Origin of the sequence: Domibacillus indicus (genome assembly GCF_000970685.1) — a bacterium.
GTDB classification, from domain to species: Bacteria; Bacillota; Bacilli; order Bacillales; family Domibacillaceae; genus Domibacillus; species Domibacillus indicus.
Genome location: NZ_LAJB01000030.1, coordinates 31,661 through 56,974, shown reverse-complemented (window position 1 = coordinate 56,974; position 25,314 = coordinate 31,661). Strand labels below are relative to the sequence as shown.

The 25,314-nt window shown below is 40.3% G+C and carries 22 protein-coding genes; 1 reads left to right on the top strand and 21 read right to left on the bottom strand.

Translation table 11 applies throughout. The features are described 5' to 3' along the window. Positions 1-670: 670 nt before the first annotated feature. The 4 genes from VP98_RS18085 to VP98_RS18070 all read right to left on the bottom strand — a co-directional run bounded on the left by VP98_RS18085 (position 671) and on the right by VP98_RS18070 (position 3,748). Positions 671-1,246: a recombinase family protein gene (locus tag VP98_RS18085; protein WP_046176755.1), complete on the bottom strand. Its 576-nt coding sequence runs from the start codon at positions 1,244-1,246 to the stop codon at positions 671-673. Positions 1,247-1,742: 496 nt separating this feature from the next. Continuing rightward, on the bottom strand, positions 1,743-2,990 hold the full coding sequence (locus tag VP98_RS18080) for a DUF4153 domain-containing protein (protein ID WP_046176754.1): 1,248 nt from the start codon (positions 2,988-2,990) through the stop codon (positions 1,743-1,745). Between the two features lie 48 nt (positions 2,991-3,038). Continuing rightward, on the bottom strand, positions 3,039-3,254 hold the full coding sequence (locus tag VP98_RS18075; protein ID WP_046176753.1) for a helix-turn-helix domain-containing protein: 216 nt from the start codon (positions 3,252-3,254) through the stop codon (positions 3,039-3,041). A gap of 11 nt (positions 3,255-3,265) precedes the next feature. Next, complete coding sequence (locus VP98_RS18070) at positions 3,266-3,748, bottom strand: DUF2975 domain-containing protein (RefSeq protein WP_046176752.1); 483 nt, start codon at positions 3,746-3,748, stop codon at positions 3,266-3,268. Positions 3,749-4,334: 586 nt separating this feature from the next. Here VP98_RS18070 and VP98_RS18065 point away from each other — a divergent pair. Beyond that, complete coding sequence (locus VP98_RS18065; protein ID WP_046176751.1) at positions 4,335-5,693, top strand: RNA-guided endonuclease TnpB family protein; 1,359 nt, start codon at positions 4,335-4,337, stop codon at positions 5,691-5,693. A gap of 69 nt (positions 5,694-5,762) precedes the next feature. Here the strand turns inward: VP98_RS18065 and VP98_RS18060 are convergent, their stop codons facing one another. From VP98_RS18060 to VP98_RS18385, 17 genes are all read right to left on the bottom strand, one after another. Continuing rightward, entirely contained in the window at positions 5,763-6,257 is a 495-nt protein-coding gene (locus tag VP98_RS18060; RefSeq protein ID WP_046176750.1) for a hypothetical protein, read from the bottom strand. A gap of 122 nt (positions 6,258-6,379) precedes the next feature. Next, positions 6,380-7,549, bottom strand: coding sequence for a substrate-binding domain-containing protein (locus VP98_RS18055; protein WP_046176749.1), 1,170 nt, complete (start codon positions 7,547-7,549; stop codon positions 6,380-6,382). A 91-nt stretch (positions 7,550-7,640) separates the two neighbouring features. Further along, positions 7,641-8,441: an SDR family NAD(P)-dependent oxidoreductase gene (locus VP98_RS18050; protein ID WP_046176748.1), complete on the bottom strand. Its 801-nt coding sequence runs from the start codon at positions 8,439-8,441 to the stop codon at positions 7,641-7,643. A gap of 30 nt (positions 8,442-8,471) precedes the next feature. Continuing rightward, positions 8,472-8,765 carry a putative quinol monooxygenase gene (locus tag VP98_RS18045; RefSeq protein ID WP_046176747.1) on the bottom strand — a complete coding sequence of 98 codons (294 nt, stop codon included), beginning with the start codon at positions 8,763-8,765 and terminating at the stop codon, positions 8,472-8,474. A 36-nt stretch (positions 8,766-8,801) separates the two neighbouring features. Further along, complete coding sequence (locus VP98_RS18040) at positions 8,802-9,632, bottom strand: sugar phosphate isomerase/epimerase family protein (RefSeq protein ID WP_046176746.1); 831 nt, start codon at positions 9,630-9,632, stop codon at positions 8,802-8,804. A 77-nt stretch (positions 9,633-9,709) separates the two neighbouring features. Next, a complete protein-coding gene (locus VP98_RS18035; RefSeq protein ID WP_052712293.1) occupies positions 9,710-10,747 on the bottom strand; it encodes a zinc-dependent alcohol dehydrogenase family protein in 1,038 nt (345 codons plus the stop codon). After that, the gene (locus VP98_RS18030) at positions 10,747-11,571 is read right to left on the bottom strand and encodes a sugar phosphate isomerase/epimerase family protein (protein WP_046176745.1); all 825 of its coding nucleotides are present in this window, start codon (positions 11,569-11,571) and stop codon (positions 10,747-10,749) included. Before VP98_RS18030 ends, VP98_RS18035 begins: the two co-directional genes overlap by 1 nt. A gap of 54 nt (positions 11,572-11,625) precedes the next feature. After that, a complete protein-coding gene (locus VP98_RS18025) occupies positions 11,626-12,597 on the bottom strand; it encodes a sugar phosphate isomerase/epimerase family protein (RefSeq protein WP_046176744.1) in 972 nt (323 codons plus the stop codon). Further along, a complete protein-coding gene (locus VP98_RS18020) occupies positions 12,594-13,772 on the bottom strand; it encodes a Gfo/Idh/MocA family protein (RefSeq protein WP_046176743.1) in 1,179 nt (392 codons plus the stop codon). Before VP98_RS18020 ends, VP98_RS18025 begins: the two co-directional genes overlap by 4 nt. Positions 13,773-13,792: 20 nt before the next feature. After that, positions 13,793-14,791, bottom strand: a complete 999-nt coding sequence (locus VP98_RS18015) for an ABC transporter permease (protein WP_046176742.1) — start codon at positions 14,789-14,791, stop codon at positions 13,793-13,795. After that, on the bottom strand, positions 14,772-16,277 hold the full coding sequence (locus VP98_RS18010; protein ID WP_046176741.1) for a sugar ABC transporter ATP-binding protein: 1,506 nt from the start codon (positions 16,275-16,277) through the stop codon (positions 14,772-14,774). Before VP98_RS18010 ends, VP98_RS18015 begins: the two co-directional genes overlap by 20 nt. 57 nt (positions 16,278-16,334) lie before the next feature. After that, positions 16,335-17,528 (bottom strand): levoglucosan dehydrogenase, encoded by a 1,194-nt coding sequence (locus VP98_RS18005; protein WP_046176740.1) that lies wholly within the window; start codon positions 17,526-17,528, stop codon positions 16,335-16,337. 29 nt (positions 17,529-17,557) lie between these two features. After that, entirely contained in the window at positions 17,558-18,724 is a 1,167-nt protein-coding gene (locus VP98_RS18000; protein ID WP_046176739.1) for a substrate-binding domain-containing protein, read from the bottom strand. A gap of 37 nt (positions 18,725-18,761) precedes the next feature. After that, complete coding sequence (locus VP98_RS17995) at positions 18,762-19,571, bottom strand: sugar phosphate isomerase/epimerase family protein (protein ID WP_046176760.1); 810 nt, start codon at positions 19,569-19,571, stop codon at positions 18,762-18,764. Between the two features lie 328 nt (positions 19,572-19,899). Further along, a complete protein-coding gene (locus VP98_RS17990) occupies positions 19,900-20,901 on the bottom strand; it encodes a LacI family DNA-binding transcriptional regulator (RefSeq protein ID WP_046176738.1) in 1,002 nt (333 codons plus the stop codon). A gap of 217 nt (positions 20,902-21,118) precedes the next feature. Then, positions 21,119-21,829 carry a LytR/AlgR family response regulator transcription factor gene (locus VP98_RS17985; RefSeq protein ID WP_046176737.1) on the bottom strand — a complete coding sequence of 237 codons (711 nt, stop codon included), beginning with the start codon at positions 21,827-21,829 and terminating at the stop codon, positions 21,119-21,121. Positions 21,830-21,848: 19 nt separating this feature from the next. Then, a complete protein-coding gene (locus VP98_RS18385) occupies positions 21,849-25,160 on the bottom strand; it encodes a substrate-binding domain-containing protein (RefSeq protein ID WP_156151425.1) in 3,312 nt (1,103 codons plus the stop codon). Positions 25,161-25,314: the final 154 nt, after the last annotated feature.

Genomic DNA, 25,314 nt, shown 5'->3' with positions numbered 1-25,314 from the left:
TCGGATGTTTTTAGCTTTTTCACCCGTTTGTTTGATCTCTCTCCTTGTTTTACTCTAAAAGCTAATCCTAGACCCAACAATCGGATGTTTTTAGCTTTTTTATCCGTTTGTTTGATCACTATCCTTGTTTTACTCTAGAAGCTAACCCTAGACCCAACAATCGGATGTTTTTAGCTTTTTTATCCGTTTGTTTGATCACTCTCTTTATTTTACTCTAAAAGCTAACCTTAGACCCAACAATCGGATGTTTTTAGCTTTTTTATCCGTTTGTTTGATCACTCTCTTTATTTTACTCTAAAAGCTAACCTTTGACCCAACAATCGGATGTTTTTAGCTTTTTTATCCGTTTGTTTGATCACTCTCTTTGTTTTACTCTAAAAGCTAACCTTAGACCCAACAATCGGATGTTTTTAGCTTTTTTATCCGTTTGTTTGATTACTCTCCTTATTTTACTCTAGGACCTTTATCTAGACCCAACAATCGGATACTTTTTATTTTCTTATTTGCTTGTTAAAATAGTTAATTTCAATACCCCACCTATGCTTAAAAATTCAGTCAAAGAGTTCCTAATTTGTAGGTATAAACTCAGATATCTCATTGCCGTTAAATTTCTTAAACTTTTTTGCTGAGTGATCCAATAATAGACTCATATACTGAGAAGATCACAATATTAAAGAAGTGCCGACTCTGTAACCTGTGCTTCTTTACGCTTTGCTCTTACTAACGTGCTTTTTGAAATACCTGTCTTCTCTGCGACCTGCTTATAAGAATGTGTCTCAAGTAATTGTAAGGCATGTAGAATTTGTGCTTTGGTGAACTTATTCGGTCTTCCCTCACGAAAATCCGAACGCTGCCTGGCAATCGCTTTACCCTCCTGTGTACGTTCCACAATCATATCTCTCTCAAACTCAGCAAACCCGCTCAAAATTGTGAAGATAAGCTTTCCTGTCGGTGTGTTTTCAATAAGACCCATGTTAAGAATATGTACTTTAACACCTCGCTCGAAAAGACCCCTCACGATTTGTATTGCGTCGCCTGCTGAACGAGCAAAGCGGTCCAATTTCGTTACAACTAGCGTGTCTCCTTTCACTAAAGCAGCTAGTGCCTTTTGGAATTCATGGCGATCCGTTCTTGTGCCAGTAAATTTCTCATTATAGATAACCTTGCACCCTTCCGACTTCAACGTTTCAATTTGCGATTGTAGATCTTGGCCTACCGTTGACACCCTTGCATACCCATATTTCATAAAAAATGCTCCTCTTTCTAACGTTATTTATGACACTAAGTTTAGACACTAACCAAGACCTTGATATTACTACGCAGCCAGAAAGGTGTCAAAACTTTTAATTTATGACACTGATCATTCGCCAAAACTAAAAAAAGCCGATTCCCTAATTAGAGAATTAACTTTTAAAATTTTTCTTCAACTAAAGCACCCCTTTAGTGTAAGTACATCTTTTCACATTTAATCTAAATCAAACTCAAACTTAAAACCTGCAATTTAGCTTATCAAATACGTTTCATGAAGTCCTTTTTCGTTGGGCACATGAAACTGGACATATTTTAAAGAAACCAGTTGCAACAACAATATATTATGTCTTCTAGTTGAATACCCTCTTTTTAACTTTAATAATGAAAATAAGCCAAAACTATGCAACTCTGTATAAAAAGCTGCATAATATCGGCTCTAAGGATTTATACGTTATAGAAGATTAGCTCTTCGTTACATTAACAGAGCCTTTCTAATTAAAAATTATAGGAAAAGTAAATGTAACGAAAGCTGCCCAAAGTCCGTAGACCGGCAAATACTTAGTAACGGCATCTTGGATAGTTGATGGTCCGGATTGGTTTTGTAGAAAACGTATATAGGAGAGCATAATCCAAATTAGATTTGCCCAGATAAGTATGTTTACCCCTAAAACAGCAAGTCTATTAGGCGTAATCCCATAAGAAGAAAGTCTAAACACGATGGCTGACAAAGCCACACTGTCAATGATAAGCGCAAAAACAATCAAGGAAAAATTTATATAATCTGAAATGTTCTTTTTCTCATCTGAGTCGCTCTCAATAATGGAAAATATGGTAACGGCCAATACACCAAGGAGTATTCCGTTGAAGGCTATCAGGAAATTGCGGTCCAAGAATGGATTTTTTCCGACCCATATAACCGTTATAAGATAGACCAACAATGTGACCAGGACAAGAGGGCTAAAAATTTTAGCTATATATGGTGTAATATTCTTAGCAAGTTTAAGATTCAGTGATACCAAGTATGCAGCCACAATAGCGAGAGCGGCAGCACCAAATAAAACGACATTACTAAAATAGAAGTCTTTTATATCCAAGCCAACAAAGCTAAATAACTGCATGGTTAATGCTGCTAGTACCATTCCGCTAACTGCCATGCTGGCGTAAAGAATACAATATTCCAAATTAAATTTAATATAGGCTAATCTTGTACTGCCTTTTGAATATTCATTTCCTGTAAACGCAAGCCCTACCAATACCCATAAGAATATGGGAAGGTGTAAATAAGCAAGGATAATACTGTCTTTATAATTTAATGGCAACATATTAAGATAAAACCCGGAAATTAGGAACAACGCTGCAAGAGAATAAATAACACTTTTTTTCGGAGTATTATTATAAACAAAATAGGCAGCAATAAAAGGAACTATACCAAAAGCCAGATTAATTGGAGCAATTGCTTCCTGTTCGACAAAATGGAAAATGATCCTGGTGCTTATCCCGGCTAGAATAGCTAAAATGCCCATGAATAAGAACCCTTTTTGAAGCAAGGAAGATTTTTCTGTATTTGTCGTCTCCTTGAAATGCAATCTTTCATACCAAACACCAAGAACCTGAGAATCAGGATTTTGTTCCCATGCGTGTGAGAATGACTTTTTAAAAGCTTTCGGGTCTTTTCTATACATTCTCTCCAGCTCATGAGGGTTAGCAATATTTTCAATAATCAAATTGTTAATGTCCACAGTTATACCTCCCCTAATAATTGTTATATTAAGTTTCCTCCACAATATTTAACTTTCTTCGTCACTTTTGTATTCTAAAATATCTCCAGGCTGACATTCTAAAGCCTTACAAATTGCCTCTAAAGTGGATAATCGAATCGCTTTTGCCTTTCCATTTTTCAATATAGAAAGGTTCGCCATTGTTATTCCAACCTTCTCCGAAAGTTCTGTTACGCTCATTTTCCTTTTTGCTAACATCACATCAATATTGATTATAATTGCCATTGTTATTCACCTCAGACCGTTAAATCATTTTCTGATTTGATATTAATTGCTTCTTGTAAAAGTTTTTGGAGAACAGCCGCAAAGACTGCGATAACCATCGAAGCAAAAGGAACAACCAATCCGACAAAGATAACTCCTGGTGCGTCGTCCACTTCCGCAAAGATATAGAAGAGCGGCCAAACTAGCACATGCAAAATACTGATTGTGATGGCACAGTATTTGATTTTCTTTAAAGCTTTTACAGATAAATTGGAGAAAGCTTTATTTTTGTCAATATAGCGCAAGAGTTTGAAAGCCTGATACAAAGCAAAGTAAAAAGGTATCACCGATGCATCAAAAGCGATGAAAACGAGATATTTTATAAAAGTAAACTCTGGAAGCAATTTTACTGCAAGATTCGCCATCTCAGGCACCAAAAAGATGCACAGAGCAAGAACTGGGACTCCTAAAAAAATAACAGTTATTTTTAAAAACAATGTTGTTACTTTTTCCATAAAAAGCACCTCACTTATTTATTCTGATTTTGATTTTAATATATATTTTATCGTTTTACAATAAATTTTTATTAATTTGGATAATATTTTTATTGTATTTTTTGTTTTAAGCAAAAATAAAAAACATTCCTCATTCAAAGAAATGCTCTATAACTTTAAACCATTAAATTTGTAACTTGTACAGCTAACCTGCTTCGTTAGCTGAATAAGAAAAAGCTGCCGAAATGACAGCCGAGATATTAAATAGAAGCACCTGTTAGTTGAATAGTGAAACATTTCGCAAATGATTTTTAATCAGTATTCTCTTACTCATTATGCTTCCTCCACAAACTGGCCTATAACAAAAAAGGCGCATCTCTTATTTGAACAAAAAATTAGCGCCGCATTCCCCTTCAAAATCTCTGATTTAGTGGGGGTTAGGCGCTAAAGCCTTGATTTTTCTTGTTTTTCTATCTTTTTATTATACCTATTGCTGCTTCTTGCTCATCATCATTCCTATTGATTCTCTTTTTATTTTACAATTGATTTCCACTTTGATACGATCAACGTATCATAAGGACTAAAAAATGGAAAGGAGGGTTTGGTGATGAAAGTTGCGAAGTCGCTGCTGCACAAGATTACAAACCAGACCGAAATCTTCAATAATACGCTGGATATTTATAATGAGGCCCTGTCCTTCATTATCCAGGTGATTGACAAAGAGTTTGATCATACCGACGGCCTGACAACCAAATCAATTGTACCTGCGGTGGAAAAGCTGATTCACGCAACCAAATCAAACCCTCTCCCAAAATACAAAGATTTTAACGAGCGTTTTTACAAATTCCCTTCTTACTTTCGCAGAAGTGCGATTGCTTCTGCTTTCGGCAAAGTGAAGAGCTTCCGCTCTACCTATCAAAACTGGCAAAAAGAGCAGAAATACGCTCTTTCCGAAGGAAAAAGATTTAAGAAACAGCCTCCCCGCCTACAGGTGGAACATAAAGAATTTCCTGTTTTTTATCGAGGGAATATGTTTAATAGAACATCTGATACGACTGCGCAAATCAAGGTATTCCACCAGAATGACTGGATATGGACAGATATCGAATTTAAAGAGCAGGACCACTACAAACGCGGTGTCTGGGAATGGAAAGAGCACAACCCTAAGCTGATTAAGCGGGGAAAGAAATTCTTCCTTTCCATCAGCTATGAAAATAAAGTTACTTTAACAAAAGCCCCTATTCAAGAACAAAAGGTGTGTGCAGTAGACCTTGGACTGACGAACTCTGCGGTTTGTTCCGTTATCGACGCAGCAGGCACTGTCTTAGGCCGGACATTTATTAACCAGCCTAAAGAAAAAGACCGGCTGCAGACAGTAACCAACAAATTGCGGAAAGCCCAGCGGGCAAGCGGCCGCATTCAGGCACCCAATTTTTGGCGGCAGATCAATGGGTACCAGCAGCATATTGTCCGCCACACAAGCCATGAAATTGTAAAGTTCGCGGCAAAACATGGCTGTGACGTTATCGTATTCGAGTACTTAGGCAGAATGAAAATCCCAAAGGGGTTCTATGGAGCCAGGAGACTTCGCTTCAAACTTCACGGGTGGCGAAAGATAGGTATCCAGAACAAAGTGGAAGAAATGGCGCACTGCCTGGGCATGCGCATATCCCGGATCAATCCGCGAAACACTAGCGCCCTGGCGTTCGACGGCTCTGGAAAAGTGGAACGGAATCCGAAAAAAGACCTTGCCATATTTTCAACGGGCAAAGTCTATCACGCGGATTTGTCCGCTTCGTATAATATCGGGGCTCGTTATTTCATTCGGGCTTTTCAGAAATCCATTTCGGAAACGAAATGGTTGTCTCTTCAGGCAAAAGTACCTGAACTGGCAATAAGGACATCGCAGACTTTGTCTTCGTTCATTAGTCTCCATCATGCACTTGGGCTTCCGCAGGAAGCTTAACCAGCTGATGTTGTACCGTATTCAAGATAAGGGATGCTCCATCAAAATCTTTGATTTAGGTGGAGAGGTTCACGAAAATGTTTCTTCTTCATTGTTCTGCTGAACAGAAGGAATAACCAGATCGTTAAAAATACGATTCATTTCACTGTCATTCGCTTGTACCTGGTCCAATACACTGAGAGCTGAAGCAGGGGCTACTACTCTTGCCTGCTCTAACATTGTGTTTAACTGTTCGCTCTGTTCATTGTACTGATCAATAGCCGTTTGGTCCTCAAGTAAAATGTAATCGCTTATCCGAATATCTTTCTGGCGAAATAACGATGCCATTTCGCTGAGGACAAGAGCGTTTTTTCCTTTTTGATCGAGCTCGTCCAGTTTGTTCGTCAAATCGTTTAAAATAAAGGATGTGATAGCGGTTGCAGCAATAAACAATAAAATAACGATTGCAAGAACTGAACCGTATTTTTGGCTGATGCGCTTATTTTTAAATAAAGAAATTCCTTTCTTTGTTTGTTTCTTTAGTTCTTTTTTCTTGCGAGGCCAGTGTATTTTCTTCTTCGGCATGTTTTCACCATCCATATAGTGTAGTCGCTGAATTGTAAAAATGATTAATTTAAGAAAAGCAAAGGACCGGACCCAAAGGCAATGAGAATGGACTTCGGGTCGGTCCTGATTTGTTTTAAACCTTATTGCGCTGCTTGTTGAATAACATCTGGTGCATCTGTGTGGTAAACCATTTTCCAAGATTCCAAAATGTTTTCCTTCGTTACATTTAATGAAGGTACTGCAACATATGGGGGTGCTTCTTTTCCAAGCAAGGAGTACCCTGACAAAATCGCTTCAGCGATCCCTTGGTCATATGGAAGCTGTGCACCAAGCCCTTTTACAATTCCGCCTTGCGCAATATCAAGCGCAACGTTTGTTCCAAGGTCAATGGTTGTGATAACAAGATCTTCTCTTCCTGCAGTACGGGCAGCGGAAAGCACTCCTTCAGCCGGCACATCCCAGACAGCGAAGATCCCATCTAGGTCAGGGTTTTTTGTCAGCATGGCAGATGCAATTTTTTCACCTGTGTTTGGATCTGTAATACCGCTGCGTACAATAATTTCAATGTTCGGATATTTCTCTTTGATTGTTTTTTCGAAAGCTTCTGTACGCTGGCGTGTTACAAAGAAATCTGCGTCATGAAACACAACACCGATTTTCCCTTTTTCTTCAAGCTGAGCAGCCATAATTTCCGCTGCTTCTACACCGTTGCCATAGTTATCAGCAGAAACAACGCTGACGTAGTCTTTCCCTGCTACTAATCCTTGTGGCGCGTTATCCATAAAAACTAATTTTACCCCTGCAGCCGCTGCTTTTTTATACGCTTCCGCTGTTGAAACTGGATCTACCGGAATACTTACGATAATATCTGGATCTTTCGCCAGTACTGTTTCAATATCGGATACTTGCTTTTCTGCTTTAAATTGGCCATCTGTCACGGCAATAACTTCGATTCCCATCCGTTTAAACGCCGCCTCTAACCCATCAATTTGTGCTTTAGACCAGTCATTGCCCGCATAGTGCATAACGATTGCGGCTTTATACTTTCCTTCTTGCACTTTTGCGATATCTTCTTCTGATAAATTAAGTGTTTTGGCAGAAATTGCTCCCTCTCCATTCGGCCCTTTACTTAAAATCTTCGTGCCGCTTGGAATATCCTCACTAATCGTTAAAGCGCCTGAGTCTGGAAGCTCAGCTGCTTTTTGTTCTGTTTCTCCTTCTTCAGTTGCAGCGTTTTGGTTGCCACATCCCGCAAGAGCAAGAAAAGCGCCTAACAGTACTGTGATGAACATTAAAAATGTTTTTTTCATGTTAATCCCTCCATTATTTGAAACCGCTTTCTAAATTATCCTAAGAAATAAAACCTATTGATGCGAAAAACTGACATTTCTATAAATGATTTTATTGACTTGCTACTGAACCCCCATCTACGCGAAGATTCACTCCATTAATAAACGATGCATTATCGGATACTAAATACAAAACTGCTGACGCTACTTCTTCTACTGTGCCTGGGCGCTTCACCTCAATGTGAGGGCGATGATTTAAAAGAAATTCCTGAACAGCTTCATCAAAAGTCATATTTTGTTTTTGGGCAGATTCCTTTAATACTGTCTCAAGCAGCGGAGTCATGATAAACGCTGGCGATATTGTATTAACCAAAATTCCATTTTTCGCATATGCTTTTGACAAGCTTTTCGTAAAATTAATTAAAGCAGCTTTTGATGCGTTATAGTGCGGCATAAAAGCATCCGGCTGAACGCCAGACTCTGAAGAGATATTAATAATACGCCCATAACCTGCTTTTTTCATGTAAGGAATGACTGCTTTTGTTACCCGTACGGTCCCAAACAGGTTCACATCAAACAACTTCTGCCAATCTTCTATTTGTAAAGTTTCAAAGTCATCAAAGCCGCTGACGACCCCGGCATTGTTTATCAGAATGTCAATCGTTTCGTAGCGTTCAATAATAGAAGAAATAAGATGATCCACATCTTCCTGTTCGGACAAATCAGCTTTTATTGCGAGAATATTGCCTCCTTCTTGCTTAATCTCTTTTTCAGCCTCATGCAGCGCTTCTTCACCGCGTCCACAAATAATAACGCTTGCCCCTTCGGCAGCCAAGGCTGCAGCAATCCCTTTGCCGATTCCCTTGCTCCCACCGGTTACAAGTACCGTTTTGTTTACAAGGTTAAGATTCACAGTTTCTCACTTCCTTTCCAGCCTCCATCATTAGCCCTCTTCAGATACGTTGAATACTTCTACCTGAATCGGTTCGCTTAAAACAAGCTGTACTTCTTCTGCAAACTGTTTAAAGTGGGCTGTTGCTTCATGATAGTTAATAGACTCTTTATCTTTCCATTTCTCCAAGAATACAAAACTGTTTGGCCGTTCTGGATTTTCATAAAACTGATAGCTTATATTTCCTTCTTCAGCCTGTGACGGGACTGCCACCTGCTTAGCTTTTTGAAGAAAATCATCACGGTATTTTGGATTCACTTTTAAAAATGCATGAATAATAATCAATGATACTTCCTCCTTCTTATGTTCATTTTCATCTGCTTAAACCGTTTGGACTATTTCTTTCATATGCTTGATTGACTGCTCTGTAAAATGATCAAAAATATTCGCTTCCCCTTGAAGCGATGACGCAAGATACGGATTTGACACGGCCGGTAAAAATTCCATCGTAATATATCCTTTATAGCCTAGTTCCTTTAGAAAAGAGATCACGGGCTTGAAGTCTGTTTGGCCAAGCCCTGCTGCTTCACGTGTATTATCTGCTATATGAACGTGAGTAAGATAAGGTGAAATCTTTTTTAAAGATTGAATCATATCCCGCTCCTCTAAACTCATATGAAACAAATCAGCCATGATCTTAACACTTTCCAAGTCAACTTCTTTTACAAACCTCAATCCTAATTCTAAATTGTTAGCCAAATAGGTCTCGTACCGGTTTAGCGTTTCAAGAGCCAATGTAATATTGTGCTCTTTTGCATAAAGCCCCGCTTTTTTTACGCCGTCAATGGCATAATTCCATTCTTCTTCGATAGTCGTTTCAGGCTGAACTTTCCCTACGCATGTCGGAACAACAATAACAGTCGAAGCGTGTAAGCTTTTCGCTAAATTTACACATTTTTTCACGTATTCCACCGCGTTTTTTCTCACTTGTTCATCTGCGGAGGAAAGGTCTCGTTCAGGTGTGTAAATTCCACAGATCGAGCTACATTTTAACCCATACTTTTTAAGTAATTGCTTCGTGGCTTCAATGTTGATTGAATCAGGCTCTCCAGCTAATTCAACACCTTGATAACAGTATTTTTTTAATCTTTTTAAACTGTCTTCTAAGTTTTCATTACCGTAAATCCACTGTGTGGCACTATACTCAAACATACAAATCCCTCCACCTATATGGGAGAAAAGAGATAAAAGCAGAAACAATCTCTGCCTGTATCCCGCTTCACCGTTTTTTAATCAGCTACAGTAACTAGAAGTTTAATCGTATCCTTATTCTTGTCGGCCTCTACAATTCCATCTTCTAGCTGATCCAGCGCAACCGTTTTACTGAAGATATTGTGAGGGTTAAATCTTTTTGATGAAATTAATTCAATTGCTTTTACCCATGTTCCGTACGTACCTGCATACGAGCCTACGATCGTTAGTTCTTTGCTGAAAATATCAAAAGGCTTAATTTGCATAGCCTGATCAGCAGGAGCGGCGCCGTATGCAACTAATGTGCCGCCTTTTCTTACTAGATTTAATGCCTGCTGATAAGTAGGAATCGCACCTACTACTTCAAATACAACATCAGCCCCTCGTCCATCTGTCTGATTAAGCACTTCTTGAACAGGATCCATTTCTGAGGCATCAATGACAACGTCTACACCTAGATCTCTTGCTTTTTGAAGACGTGCCTGGTTCATTTCCGAAATAATGACTTTGGTTGCGCCGTTTAACTTTGCCATCAGTGCATGCGCAAGACCCATTGGGCCAGCTCCGATAATGGCAACCGTGTCACCCATGCTGACACTTGCGCGTTCCTGTCCTCTTATGACACAAGCGAGCGGTTCGATATAAGCTCCTTCTGCCCAAGACATGCCCTCCGGCAATATATAAACATTATTTTCCGGAGCTTTCACATACTCAGCAAATGCACCATTCACATGAACACCAAGCTGGGTAATATTTTCACAGAAAAGCTTTTGTCCTGTCCGGCAATAGTAACAATTTCCGCAGCTGATATTAATATCCGCTGTTACACGGTCTCCTATTGCAACACTTGTTACATTTGAGCCGACCTTCACAACTTCTCCGGCAAATTCATGACCTTGAATGAGCGGCATCGGTGCAGGAAAATGACCGTTGTAAATATGCGGATCTGTACCGCATATTCCGCATGCTTTCACTTTAATCAGTACTTCATTATCTTTAATTTCAGGAACAGGAACCCGTTCAATTTTTAAATTTTGTTTTCCGTATGTTACAGCTGCTTTCATTTCATTTGTCATCATGCTTCCTCCTTAAACAGGTTTTTCAGGAAAACGATCGACTCTTCCGTGTATTGATTATAAAACTCTTCACAGCGCACACCATTAAATGGATCGGCAAAGGCAGGTAATAGTTCCATTGTTAAATATCCGCTGTAGTTAATATCCTGAAGCGCTTTCTTTACAAGGTTAAAATCAATATGGCCTCTGCCAGGTGCCGCTCTATTGCTGTCCGCAATATGCAAATGATATAACTTGTCGCCAGCGAGGCGGATTGCATTGCCAATATCTACTTCTTCAATGTTCATATGGTATGTATCACCCATGCATCCAACGCTCGGTAAATCGATGGCATGTACAAGCTCCAGAGACTGTTCCATACGGTTAATGAAATAATTTTCATAGCGATTCCACGGCTCCACTGTAATTTTGACTCCGTGTTCACCTGCATATGTTCCCGCTTCTTTAATTCCTTCAACAGCCCAAGAAAATTCAGTTTTTCTGTCGGCCTCCTGATGTATTTTCATACAGGCAGTGGGTGTTAGCGAAATGCCTGTCGCACCAATAAACTGAGCAAAGTCAACACAGCTTTTAATGTACTCTACTGCGTTTTTTCTAATTTCTTTTCTGCTGGAGATTACATCTCTTTCTGGGTTGTAAATTGCACAAATGGTAGAAGCAGCGATATTATACTTACTAAGCAATTCTTTAATGAGCATACGATCCTGTTGTTCAGGTTCTCCCACAAATTCAACGCCGTCATAGCCGAATTTTGATAATCTAGCGATGCTCGTTTCAATGTCTTCCCCTGCATACACGAGTGTATTATATGAATACTTAATCATAGCGGCTTCCCCTTTCATTTCCTGCCTGTTTTAAATAGCAATACTGGAGCTTTTTTAAGCCCACCATATTTCCCCGACTTGCTCTTTAAACATCACGTCTTTTAATAAAGAAATCGCCTTGTCCAACCCTTCATCAACAGAAGCAAGCATATCTTCGTGCTCAATCGACACCACATAATCATAGCCAACCGCTCGGAGCGCGCTCATAAGATCTTTCCACATTTTTTCATTCTGCCCATACCCTACAGAACGGAATGTCCACGCACGGTTTAAAATGTCGCTGTAGTGTTTTGTATCAAGAACGCCATTTACATCAATATTCGCTCCATCTAAATATGTATCTTTTGCATGGAAGTGATAAATGGCATTTTCTTTTCCAAGCTTTTTAATCGCTTCTACTGGATTAATTCCCTGCCAGAGGAGGTGGCTCGGATCAAAATTCGCACCGATGGCTTCTCCTGCATGCTCTCTCAGCTTCAGCAGCGTATCCGGGTTATACACAACAAATCCTGGATGCATTTCCAGTGCAATTTGATGAATCCCATGCTTTTGAGCAAATTTCACTTCTTCTTTCCAATATGGAATAACGACTTCATTCCATTGCCACTCCAGCATTTCTGCATACTCCGGCGGCCATGAACACGTCACCCAGTTTGGAAATTTAGCCTCCGGATGATCTCCGGGACAGCCGGAAAATCCGTTTACAACCGGGATTTCCAGACGTTCTGCAAGCTTCACAGTTTTCTGCCAAACAGCATGAGATTCTGCCGCAAATTTTTTGTCCGGGTGAAGCGGGTTGCCATGGCAGCTCAACCCGCTTATTGTCATTCCCCGGCTTTCAACGGCATTTTTAAACCCCTTTATTTTCTCAGGGCTGCCCAAAAGCTCATCCGGATCGCAGTGGCTGTTTCCGGGGTAATTACCGGTTCCGAGCTCTACTGCCTCCACGCCCATTTCTTGCAGCTTGTCCAGCATTTCCTCAAAAGGCAGCTGATGGTATAAAACGGTAAACACACCTAGCTTCACAGGGAAACCTCCTTAATTGACTCCACCTTTACCCATTTTTGCTGTTCATGGCTATGCAAAATCGCATCGATAATGCACATGGAGATGTGGCCATCTTCAAATGTGGCAAATGGTGTTTCATTACGGTGGGGATCTTTTCCGTCTCGGATAAAGCTGTAAAAGTTAATCATCATATTTTTCATTGCATCGGGCCAGCCTTCATTATGTCCGCCGGGATGGTGAATAGCGGATTTTGCTTCGTCTGCAAACAAGACAGGATCAGCCATTAGTATTTCATTTGGTTTGTCACGATGGCCAATCCAAAGTTTTTCCGGTTCTTCTTGGTTCCAATGAGCGGACTGCTGGCTGCCATTTACTTCGAAACTTAGCCTATTTTTTCTGCCCGCACTCACTTGGGACACAGTGAAAACCCCTCTTGTTCCATCTTCAAAGCGGACAAGCACTGATGCATAGTCTTCGGTATTAATGGGAATATCTTCATAAACGGTATCTGCCGATAATTGGCCGCCAAATGTTTCTCCTATTGAAGACGGCTTTTTCCTGACCGGAATCACGGTCGCCAAATCCGCAAACACTTCAACGATTTTTTTACCTGTCACATACTGAACCGTATCACACCAGTGTGATCCGATATCTGCCACTGTACGTGATTTTCCACCGACTTCCGGTGCTAAACGCCAGTTGTAATCTGTTTCATATAACATCCAGTCCTGCAGGTAGCTTCCGTGTACGAGGTTGACTTTGCCAAGCTGTTCTTTTTTAATCATGGAAGCAAACTGTTTCACGATTGGAAATTGACGGTAATTAAAACACACACCATGAACGACATTATGTTCTTTTGCAAGAGCAAGAAGTTCCGCCGATTCCTCACTTGACATTGCCAGCGGCTTTTCTGACAGAACGTGCTTTCCAGCCAAAATAATCTCTTTATTAATCGGAAAGTGAAGATGATTCGGTGTACAATTATGAACCACCTCTACTTCATTATCTTTGAGCAGGTCCCGGTAATCCCCGTACGCTTTAGGAATTCCGAGCTCTGCTGCTTTCTGTTCTGCCGACTCCTGGCCGTTCCCTGCAATCGCGACCACTTCGGCAAAACCAATCCGTCTAATGGCTTCTATATGAGTGGGCCCAATAAAGCCAGTGCCGATCACACCTACTTTTATTTTCTTCATTTATGCCCCTCCTGTTCGGCTTAACGCTTAATTGCTTTTTTACCAAATGCTACAGCCAGGATGATAATTAATCCTTTAATCATCATTTGCTGGCTGACATCAAGACCCATAATGATCAATCCATTGTTAATTGTTCCGATCATTAAGGAACCGATGACTGTACCAATGACTGTACCTACGCCGCCGAAAAGGCTTGTTCCGCCAAGGATTACTGCGGCGATAACAGAAAGTTCGTCCCCTTCACCAAATGTGAAACGGCCTGCATGCATACGGCCTGCGTAAAGAAGACCTGCAAATCCCGCCATAAAACCAGAACCAAGGAACACAAGAAGCTTAATGCGCTGTGTTTTAACACCCGAGAATCTTGCAGCGCTTTCATTTCCGCCTGTTGCAAGTGTCTGTCTTCCAAATGAAGTTTTACGCAGTAAAAAATGAGCAATAATCGTTGCTACTACTGTCCAAATCAAAAGAATAGGAATCGGTCCGATATCTCCTGAACCAAATACAAAGTTGAATGTTGCATCAACAATCGGCACTGGTGCCGTGTCCGTAATCCACATTGCAAGACCTGCGACGGTTCCCATCGTACCAAGTGTCACTAGGAAAGATGGAATCGCCAATTTCGTTACTAATAAACCATTTACTAATCCAACAAGAAGTCCCGTACCTAAACCAACTGCTACGCCGCCGACCATGCCAAATCCGGCTTGGATGGTTAATGCTGCTGTTAAAGAAGACAATGCGGCAATTGAACCAACAGACAAGTCAATTTCTCCGGTGCTGATAACAAATGTCATCGCAAGGCCCATTAAGGAAATCATCGCTGTTTGACGAATAATGTTCAGCAGGTTGTCCGTTGAAACAAATCCCTGGTCATGCAAAGTAACTGAGAAATAAATGATGACCCCAATAAAAGCGAGGTAGACAATATAATTTCGCCAGTCAAATGTTTTTTTGCGCGAAACTGTATGGCTGCCTACAGCAACTGTGCCATTTAGATTAGAATCCTTGGATTGCATGTTGTAACTCCTCCTCTGTTTCAATATCACGTCTTTGCATTTCCTTGATCATTCGCCCTTCATGCATGACCAGTACACGGTCACTTAATGCGAGAAGCTCGGGAAGTTCTGAGGAAATGACCAAAATGGCTTTCCCGCTGTCTGCTAGTTCGCGCACGACATCCACAATCTCGGTTTTCGCTCCAATGTCTACACCAATGGTTGGTTCATCAAGTATTAGCACAGATGGATCATTCGCCAGCCATTTTGCCAAAACAATTTTTTGCTGATTCCCGCCGGACAATAGATTGGTTGTTTTATAAATATCATCTGTTTTAATGTTTAGTTTTTTTACAAAATCATTAGCCACTTGATTGGCTTTTTTATTATCAATAAACAAACCTTTTTGCATTTTCGACAAGATTGGCAGGATGATGTTATCTTTCACACTATGTTCTAAAACAAGCCCTTGTACACGCCGGTCTTCTGGAATAAGCGCTAATCCTGCTTTTATGGCATCCGATGCATTTTTTATCGCTACAGGCTGGCCGTTTACAACGATATCGCCTCTGTCTTTCGGGCCCGTCCCGAAGATAGCGCTTACGGTTTCAGTCCGGCCGCTTCCCATCAATCCGGCAATGCCCACGATCTCACCTGGATACAGGTTAAAATTCACATTTTGTACCTTTGAACCAACTGATAAATTCTTTACCTGGAGTACCGGCGCAACGTCTGTTGCATACTCCCGTTCTTTCCATTCAAACGCTTTATCCATACCCGATCCGACAATGTACTGAATAACCATGTCTAGATCGATTTGTTTGCAGTCTTCAGTAGCGACATGTCTTCCGTCGCGTAAAATCGTAATACGGTCACAAATTTCAAGAATCTCATCCATACGATGCGAAATATAAATAATCGCATAGCCTTTTGATTTCAACTGATTAATAAAGGAAAATAAAACTTCTGTTTCTTTTTTTGTCAAAGAAGCGGTCGGCTCGTCCATGACGAGAATTTTTGTTTCCTGCGATAATGCTTTTGCGATTTCGGTCATTTGCCAGTACCCTACGCCGAGGTTGCCGACAAGTTCGTTTGGATCAATGTCGACTTCTAGCTCTTGAAGCAAATTTCTCGTTTTTTCCACACACTCTTTATCATTTATTAGTCCCATTGATGTTTTATCTTCTCTAGTAAGAAAAATATTTTGTGCCACTGTTAATGTGGGAATTAAGCTGAACTCCTGAAAAATCATAGATATATAATTTTTTCTTGCATCATCTGTATTGTTAATTTCAACGAGCTGGTCATCAATGTAAATTTCGCCCTGATCGGCTGTATATACACCTGTTAAAATTTTCATCAGTGTCGATTTTCCAGCTCCATTTCCGCCCATTAAAGCGTGAACTTCGCCTTTTCTAACAGAGAAATCGACTGAATTAAGTACGGTAATTCCATTAAACGCTTTTGAGATATTTTTCATTGAAAGCATTGGCTTTTCCAATCTCATTCACCTTCTTTTTAACAGAGGCTGCAGTTGCAGCCTCCATCTATTTTTTCGAATTCCTTATTTCGAAAGATCTACCATTTCACTTTTTTTAGAAAGATTCACCCATTCGCCTTTTTCGGCTGATTCCAGGATTGCATCTGAAATGACGGCGATTTGGTATCCATCTTCAAAGTCTGGTGAAACGCTTGTATCTTCCGCAATGGATTTCATAAAGTCATATGTTTCAATAATTTTTGTTTCACCATAGCCAATACCAAGTGCCGGGATTGGCCATAAACCTTCTCCGTATGGATGAGCAGGACCTGTATACACGGTTCTGAAACCACGGCTGTCGCCCGGATCATCTGAGAAGCATACTTGCAGTTCGTCGCGGCGTTCATAGTTAAAGACGAGTGAGCCTTTTTCACCATGAATTTCAAATGTTAAGAAGTTATTGCGTCCCCATGCGTTGCGGGTAGCCTCAATACTTCCAATAGCACCGTTTTCAAATTTAACGAGTGTCATAAATTCATCATCCACATCAACTTCCGCTTTTGGTACATCGCCATCTACTTTTACTGTTCCAAGCTTATCGACGCCTCCGCTTTGAATTGGACGTTCGCCAATCCACGTTTTCGCAACCGCATTTACATCAGAGATCTCTCCGACAAGGTAGCGTGCAAAGTCAATTACATGTGTACCAATATCTCCTAAAGCTCCAGAACCGGCACGGTCTTTTTGAAAGCGCCATGAAAGGGGTGAATTCGGGTCAGCCGACCAGTCCTGCAAATATGTACCGCGGAAATTTAGGATTTTCCCAAGCTTGCCTTCCTCGATATATTTTTTTGCCAGTGCAACAGCCGGTGTTCTGCGGTAGTTGAACGCAACCATATGCTTTACGCCTGCTTCTTTTACCGCATCAAGCATTGTTTTCGCTTCAGCTGCATCACGCGCAAGCGGCTTTTCGGAAATAATATGCTTGCCTGCTTTTGCGGCTGCGATCGCGATTTCCGCATGGGAATCATTTGGTGTCACAATGTCGATAATATCGATTTCCGGATCCTCTACTACTTCTCTCCAGTCTGAAGAATAGTTGTCAAACCCAAGGCGTGCCGCTGCATCTTTTGCCAGTTCGTCTGTTACGTCTACTACTGTGTGACGGTGTGGAGTTACTGGAGCCGGCCAGAAAAACATCGGCATTCCTGCATACGCAAGTGCATGCGCTTTCCCCATAAATCCTCCGCCAATCATACCTACGTTTAATTTTTTCATTTCATTTTCCTCCTAAATGGTCATTGTTTTTATTTTGCAGCACTTTGAACTACTTCTGGTGCCGGCTGACGGTACACTAACTGCCAGGCATCTAATACGTTTTCTTCTGTTACACTCAGCCCTGGAACTGCTACATACGGCGGTACTTCTTTTCCAAGAAGAGCCTGCCCTGCTAAAATAGCTTCTGCGATGCCTTGATCGTACGGAAGCTGAGCTCCAAGTCCTTTAATGCTTCCGCCAGAAGCAATGTCCAGCGCTGCATTCGTACCTAAGTCAACTGTTGTGATCACTAAATCTTCATTTCCTGTTGCACGGGCTGCCGCTAACACCCCTTCTGCAGGCACATCCCAAATAGCAAAGATGCCATCCAGGTCATTATGTTTAGTCAACATGCCTGAAGCTACTTCTTCACCATCATTCGGGCTCGTGATACCGCCTCGTGCAACGATTTCAATATCTGGATACTTTTCTTTGATTGTTGTTTCAAATGCTTCAACACGCTGATTGTTTACAAAAAAGTCAACATCATGGAAGATAACACCAATTTCCCCTTTGCCGCCAAGTTGTTTTGCCATTGTTTCTGCAGCTGCTACCCCATTTCCATAGTTATCTGAAGAAACAACGCTTAAATAGTCCTTCCCAGCAGTTAAACCAGTTGGTGGAACATCCATAAACACTAATTTCACGCCGGCTTCAGCCGCTTTTTTAAATGAAGCGGCAGTAGAAGTAGGATCTACAGGCAAGCTGACAATGATATCAGGTGATTTTGCCAGAACCGTTTCAATATCAGCAATTTGTTTTTCAGGCTTAAACTGTCCGTCTGTTACTGCTACTACTTCAATCCCCATTCTTTCAAAAGCAGCTTTTAAGCCGTTTATTTGTGCTGTCGAGTAATCATTTCCTGTGTAGTGCATGACAATAGCCGCTTTGTATTTACCTTCTTTAATTTTTGCCAGTTCTTCTTCAGTCAATTGCAGCTTAATGGCTGAAAAAGCATCTTCCCCGTTTGGACCTTTGCTCAAAATTTCTTGTTCGGATGAAATTTCCGGATTGATTGTCAATGGTCCCGTTTCTTCAAGCTTCACTGCTTTTTGCTGGCTCTCTTCTGTTTTTGAAGCGCTTCCCCCACCGCATGCAGCAAGCATGAGGCTACTGCTTAATAACATGGCTGTTAATAGTGAAGATTTTCTTTTCATAATCCCGTCCCCTTTGTTTGTTAATTCTCTTTATCTATTACTTTTCAAAAGAAGATAAGAAACGACGACTGATTTCTGCGCCTTGCTTCGGCACTTCATAGCTGTCCAGTTCAACCGTAATCCAATCATCGTAACCGGCTTCATTCAGAAGACGGACCATCTCATCAAACTTCTGTTGGCCTTCACCGAGCGGCAGAAACTCACCATTCTCATAATCTTTAAAGTGAATGTATTTAATCCGGTCCGCATATTTACGAACAACTTCTACCGGATCACCACCGCCTGCTTCAATATGAGCCGTATCAGGGCATAAACCGATAGTTGTATGCTGCATCAGCTTATCCAGCTGTTCCGGTGCTTCAACATTCGTTCCAAGATGCGGGTGATAGGTCGGAATGAGCCCTTGCTTTTCGGCAATTTCTTTTACCCTATTAAGTGCTGCTCCTAAATCTTCGTAATCGCTTTCCCGGATACCGGTTGAACGAACTGCCCCTCCGCCAATTACTAAGTGGCGGGCACCAAACTCAGCAGAAAGAGCAGCAACTTCCTCAATTTTCGCTAACTCCTCTTCTAAAACATCTGGATATATAAAGTTTCCTCCTGTATAAACACCGATCAATGTTAGCTGGTATTTTTCCAGCAATTCCTTAAATTCTTCTTTGTTGCTTTTATATTGCATTAGGTTTCCGTCGAATATTTCAAAGCCTTCATAACCTGCTTCCGAAATTTCTTTTAAAGCTTCCTCAGTTGAGCCGTTCGCCAGGTAATAAAGATCTTTTATTGAAGTGACTCCGGCGGGATGACCCACGACCCCACCCCACGTATTTGTTTGGTATCCAAATTTCATTGTTTCTCCCCCTTTTTGAAATATTTCCCAAAAGCCCAAAATCAATTGCGAATGCGGCCCCGACACCTCCTTAAAGAGATTAGCAAGAACTTTTATTAAAGCATTTATCCTAAACGCTCATACATCCTCTCTTTTTAACCTTTGAGTCCAACTAACTTATGGATAAAGGATGTTGAAGCCTTACTGACACGGTAAACGTTTACATTATCTACAAAGTTATTTGAAGCTTCACCGTTTTCCTGTTTATTCAAGCCCCTGCAACCAAAAATTTTGCTGATGCTTTTTTGTTGTTCCGTAAACGTTTACATCGACTTTTTAAAAATGATTTTTAGCGGCTGCATTTATAGCATGAATCCCGAAGAACCAGCTTGTTTTCTAAAATGTACTGTGTTTTCTCCATTTCCTGCTTTGTCATGAGGCCTATTAAAAGTTCCATTGCTTTTGTGCCTATGTCAAAAGTCGGCTGTGAGATCGTTGTTAGGGCCGGTTTAAAGATGGATGAAAACTGTATATCGTCAAACCCAATCACTGATATATCGTTCGGAACAGTTAATCCTTTTTGCTCAATTGCATTGATCGCGCCAAAGGCCATCTCATCATTTGCTGCAAATACCGCTGTGGGTGGGTGGCTGTACGCTAAAAGTTTGTGCATCATATCCAAGCCGCTTTTATAGGAAAAGTTACCTTCCTGCACCAAATCCGGCTCAACCTTTAGGTTATACTGTGCCATCGCCTGATAAAATCCCTTCATCCTGTCCCGGCCCAGTACGCTATTCATAGGGCCTGAGATAAAACCTATTTTCTTATGTCCGAGATTAATCAAATACTCGGTTGCCTTTCGAGCGCTGCTGACATTGTCAATTGAAACCGTTGGTACATTAACGCCCTCCAGGTATTCACATGCAAGAACAACCGGATATTCAGAAGCTATTTCTTCCACGGTTTCCGCTTCAATTCCCGCGGTCAGTAAAATCATTCCGGCTGCCTTTTTTTGGCGAAGGATGCTTAAGTATCCCTTCTCACGTTCCGCATTATTGTCTGCATCTCCAAGCAACACCTGGTAGCCATTTTCAAGAGCGACAAACTCGATTCCTCTCAGCACATTCGAAAAGAATGTATTTGTAATATCCGGGACAACTACCAGAATGGTAGTTGTTTCAGACATTCTCAGCTGGCGGGCAGCGGCATTAGGCTGATAGTTTAAGTCTTCAATCACAGCTAATACTTTTTTGATGGTCTCCTTCGCTACCGTTTCCGGTTTGCTTAATACCCTTGATACAGTAGCAATTGAAACATTTGCTTGTTTGGCTACCTCTTTAATTCCTGGCATTTTAGGATTCTCTTTTCTTTTTTGTTTCTTGTTATTTTGCTATAACCGCATTGTAAACGTATTCATTTTGAGTGTCTAACCGGTTTCAAACACAGTTTTCTTCCATTCGACAAGACATTTTCCAGGTTTCAGACCTAAAAATGATTCGTTTAAACAAAAAAAGTATAAATTTTAAAAAATAAAAAAACTCAGCACCTAGGCTGAGTTCCATAACTTCTTATGACATATATCTTTGCAATTCATCGATTTTATGCTTTGAAACCTTTGCTGACCGGTCATAATCTTTAAAATATGCTCTATATCCTTGACCCGCTGCTTCAATTTTTATTAAAAGCCTCATATTGATGATACAAGATCTATGAGACGCTATAAACCTGGAGTCAAGAGCTTCTTCTAAGCTTGCTAACGTTTCATTTGTTTCGAATTTATTATTTCTTGTATAAATGACGGATTTGCGATCCTCTCTCTCTATAAAGATAATTTCATCAAGCGGAATAAAAATGATATTTTTGTGCTGTTTAATCGTTAAATTTTTTTTAGCAGGCGGCTCTTTACCGGCTTTTTTTAGTTTACCGGCTTGTGCAGCCCTCTCTAACGCACTGTATAAACGATTTCGTTCAATTGGCTTTAAAATATAGTCAACAGCTTTTACATTAAATGCCTCGAGTGCATAATCGTCATGGCCGGTAGTAAAAATAACCTGCAAGGATGGAAAAAGTTCTTTACATGCTTTAACTGCTTCCATACCATCCATTAGAGGCATTCCAATATCCACCAAAGCAATATCCGGTTTTTCTTTCGTCACATACTTGATTAATTCTTCACCGTTCGTTGCTTCTCCAACAATTTTATAATCAGGTAAACTGCCGATAAAATATCTTAACAGTTTTCTTGAAGCTGCGTCATCCTCAGCGATTAATACTTTCATCCGGTATTTCCCTCTTTCCTTACACTTCTTCTTGAGCTGCTGCTGTTTGAATGATGGCTGGCGCCTCCTTGTTATAAACGAGTTTCCAAGCGTCCAGAATATTTTCTTTTGTTACTCTTAAAGATGGAACAGCCACATAGGGCGGCGCATATTTTCCAATTAACGCATATCCTGCTAGAATGGCTTCAGCGACTCCCTGCTGGTATGGAAGCTGCGCACCCAGTCCCTTTATTAGACCGCCCCGGGCAATTTCCACTGCCACATTTAAGCCTAAATCGACCGTTGTAATGACCAAATCATTTCTTCCTTCAGCATGAGCAGCTTTTAAGGCTCCTTCAGCTGGCACATCCCACACGACAAAGATACCATTCAAGTCCTGATGTTTTCCAATCATGGAAGCTGCCGCTTTTTGCCCATCATTCGGACCGTTAATGCCAATGCGGTCAACAATTTGAATTTTAGGATAAGCTTCTTGTATTGTTTTTTCAAATGCTTCTGTTCTTTGTTTGGTTGCAAAAAAATCCTCTTTATAATAAATAACGCCTATATTGCCTTTTCCACCTAATTTATCAGCCATAACATGAGCGGATTCAATACCATTTCCATAGTTGTCAGAGGATACAATACTAACATAATCTTTTCCATGCTGCAGGTTCTTTGGTATATTATCTATGAATACCAGCTTTGTATTCGCCTGGGCTGCTTTTTTATATATGCTTGCCATTCGTGCCGGTTTTACAGGGATACTTATAAGAATATCCGGCCTTTGGGCTAAAATGGCTTCAATATCCGCCACTTGCTTTTCCCAATCAAATTGGGCATCCGTTACCGCTATGATCTCAATCCCCATTTTTTCAAAAGTGGCTTTTACTCCTTCCACCTGGGACCTTGACCAATCGCTTTCGCCATAGTGCATGGCGATGGCTGCTTTGTAGTTCTTTTTCTTGATTTTCTTCAAATCTTCTAAAGATAACTGAAGTGTTTTTGCGGAGACAGCTTCTTCCCCGTAAGGTCCTGTGCTTAAAATTTTATGATCTGGGATATTTTGATAAATTGTTTTATTTAACGTTTCCTGCACGACTGTTAAAAACTCTTTTACATTTATAGGTTTTGTCACATAGTTATCAAACCCTTTAGCCAAGGCATATTGAATATCCTCTGGCATCGCATTTGCACTGACTGCAATAACGGCAATATCCTTCGTTTGTTCATTCTTTTTTAGCCTGTCAAAAACTTCGTAACCATGAATATCGGGCAGATTAATATCAAGCAAAATTAAATCTACTTTTTTCTTCGCTGCGAGTTCTAATCCTTTTTTTCCAGTGGGGGCTGATAAGAGCGTAAAGGAAGGCTGCGATTCAATAATGTTACTTACTAAATGAAAATTGGCCTTATTATCTTCGATATAGAGCAAGCGGTAGTGCTCTGCTGTATCATTATTTACAATACGTGGTTCCACTTGTTCACCCCACCTGACAGCGGCTTTTAAATTAGTCGGAACAGGCAGACTAAAAGAAAAATCACTTCCTTTTCCTTTAGTGCTTGTTACACTAATATCCCCTCCCATTAAGTGTACAAGCTGTTTAACGAGAGACAAGCCGATGCCTGTTCCTGCTTCCTTTGTCCCTTCGATTCGATAGAACGGAACAAATATTTTAGTATATTCTTCTTTTGAAAGCCCTATACCTGTATCCACGATATGAACAACCTGCTCGCTCCCTTTTTGATAGCAATCAATATTTATTTTTCCGTAATCCTTGTTATACTTAATGGCATTATCCAGAAGGTTAAGTATTATTTGTTTAAGGCGAATTGGATCAGCAAGAACTAAGGTGTTTTGAAAAGGGGTTAATTGATTATGAATGCTTATATTCTTTTTCTTTGCCAGCGGCTGAACAATATGGATACATTCGTTCATAACAGTGAGAAGATTAACCTCATCTATTGAAATTTTCAAATTGCCTGTTTCGATTCTCGATAAATCCAATACTTCATTTACTAATTCTAGTAAATGCCTTCCTCCATTTAAAATTTCCTGAACAAATTCTTGCTGCGTTTCGGTTAATCCCTCTTCCACTTCCAAAAGCTGAGCAAAGCCAAGAATGCCATTTAGCGGCGTACGGAGCTCATGGCTCATTTTAGACAGAAAGTCCGATTTAGCTACATTTGCTTTTTCAGCTTCTTCTTTTGCGTGAATAATCATTTTTTCCATTCTTTTGCTTTCAGTCACATCTTCAAAACCCCACAAATAACCATAATCCTCGTTTTCCTCTTTAAGTGGAACACAGTTACACCGTAGTGTGACAGTTTGATGGACTTCAATCTCTTTTGCTATGCTTTTCTGATTTCCGAGCTTTTCAGTTTCCAACTCATTCATTTCTTCGTCAAAAAGGCTATGTAGGTCCGGAGCATGATGTCCAATGTATAAATCAATCCCGCCGTCTAACTTGAACATTTCATAAAACTTCTTGTTCATAAGCCTAATCTTTTTATTTCGATCTATCACAATAATTCCACTATCCAGCCGATCAATCAAATTGCGCTGAAAAGCGTAAGAATCCATTAATTTTTTTTCTTGTTGTTTTTGTAATGTAATTTCGGAAAGTGTCACAAGAGCAGAACGTTCATATTTACCCGGCAATGTAAGCGGGTTAGAATTAACAGAAAGCCACTTTGTTTCCTTGTTTTTATCTTTTACTCCTAATATAAAATCTTTAATAGGAGTGCCATTCCGCTGGGTAATGACCCCCGGCAGCTCTGAATAAGGGATCGTTGAGCCATTTTCTTTTATGTACTCCTGATTTAATTCCTTCATAGAAGATTCTGTAAAATCACCTGTTTTAATCCCGAGCATTTTGTTTGCGCTTTCATTAAGCGTGATGATTTCTCCCTCTATTTCAATCAGTACCGCTTCAGACATTGTCCCAAGAACCGTCCGATATAAATTTTCTTTTTGTCGGATGTCTTCTTCCATCTTTTTTCTTTTTGTGATGTCAATACACGTTCCAACTATTTCAACCACTTTCCCTTCTGAAACCAAAGGTCTTAAATACGTCACATATTGTATATCATTGTACACACCTTCGTATTTGACAAAACGGCCTTCCCAAGCTTTTTCGTAATATGTAATTAATAAGGCTGCCATCTCAATGTCGTCTGGATACACTTCATATAATGTTTTTCCAATAAGCCCTTCTGGGTAAAAATTCATTTTATAAAGTAATTCGCCTTCAGAAAATGTATGGATAAAATTGTTATTTTTGCGTATGAACTTAAATATCATCCCCGTGTCCTGAAAGCCTTCGTCTGAAACATATCCCGAATCCTTCATTTGATTCTCTCCTCACTTGTTAAAAAACAAAATAAAAGTAAAAAATCCTTAAAAGTAATTCTGGCATTGGCAAGGCTGAATGACAACCCTTTCCTTAAAGAAGGATTTCTTATTAGGTTGTTTTAAACTAAATGATTGGTATGTTATACCAATG

Bases quoted from the DNA above. Each gene is read 5' to 3' on its own strand.
- VP98_RS18085 (WP_046176755.1), bottom strand. From the start codon at position 1,246: ATGAAATATGGGTATGCAAGGGTGTCAACGGTAGGCCAAGATCTACAA.
- VP98_RS18075 (WP_046176753.1), bottom strand. From the start codon at position 3,254: ATGGCAATTATAATCAATATTGATGTGATGTTAGCAAAAAGGAAAATG.
- VP98_RS18070 (WP_046176752.1), bottom strand. From the start codon at position 3,748: ATGGAAAAAGTAACAACATTGTTTTTAAAAATAACTGTTATTTTTTTA.
- VP98_RS18065 (WP_046176751.1), top strand. From the start codon at position 4,335: ATGAAAGTTGCGAAGTCGCTGCTGCACAAGATTACAAACCAGACCGAA.
- VP98_RS18060 (WP_046176750.1), bottom strand. From the start codon at position 6,257: ATGCCGAAGAAGAAAATACACTGGCCTCGCAAGAAAAAAGAACTAAAG.
- VP98_RS18055 (WP_046176749.1), bottom strand. From the start codon at position 7,549: ATGAAAAAAACATTTTTAATGTTCATCACAGTACTGTTAGGCGCTTTT.
- VP98_RS18040 (WP_046176746.1), bottom strand. From the start codon at position 9,632: ATGTTTGAGTATAGTGCCACACAGTGGATTTACGGTAATGAAAACTTA.
- VP98_RS18035 (WP_052712293.1), bottom strand. From the start codon at position 10,747: ATGACAAATGAAATGAAAGCAGCTGTAACATACGGAAAACAAAATTTA.
- VP98_RS18030 (WP_046176745.1), bottom strand. From the start codon at position 11,571: ATGATTAAGTATTCATATAATACACTCGTGTATGCAGGGGAAGACATT.
- VP98_RS18020 (WP_046176743.1), bottom strand. From the start codon at position 13,772: ATGAAGAAAATAAAAGTAGGTGTGATCGGCACTGGCTTTATTGGGCCC.
- VP98_RS18015 (WP_046176742.1), bottom strand. From the start codon at position 14,791: ATGCAATCCAAGGATTCTAATCTAAATGGCACAGTTGCTGTAGGCAGC.
- VP98_RS18010 (WP_046176741.1), bottom strand. From the start codon at position 16,277: ATGAGATTGGAAAAGCCAATGCTTTCAATGAAAAATATCTCAAAAGCG.
- VP98_RS18005 (WP_046176740.1), bottom strand. From the start codon at position 17,528: ATGAAAAAATTAAACGTAGGTATGATTGGCGGAGGATTTATGGGGAAA.
- VP98_RS18000 (WP_046176739.1), bottom strand. From the start codon at position 18,724: ATGAAAAGAAAATCTTCACTATTAACAGCCATGTTATTAAGCAGTAGC.
- VP98_RS17995 (WP_046176760.1), bottom strand. From the start codon at position 19,571: ATGAAATTTGGATACCAAACAAATACGTGGGGTGGGGTCGTGGGTCAT.
- VP98_RS17990 (WP_046176738.1), bottom strand. From the start codon at position 20,901: ATGCCAGGAATTAAAGAGGTAGCCAAACAAGCAAATGTTTCAATTGCT.
- VP98_RS17985 (WP_046176737.1), bottom strand. From the start codon at position 21,829: ATGAAAGTATTAATCGCTGAGGATGACGCAGCTTCAAGAAAACTGTTA.
- VP98_RS18385 (WP_156151425.1), bottom strand. From the start codon at position 25,160: ATGAAGGATTCGGGATATGTTTCAGACGAAGGCTTTCAGGACACGGGG.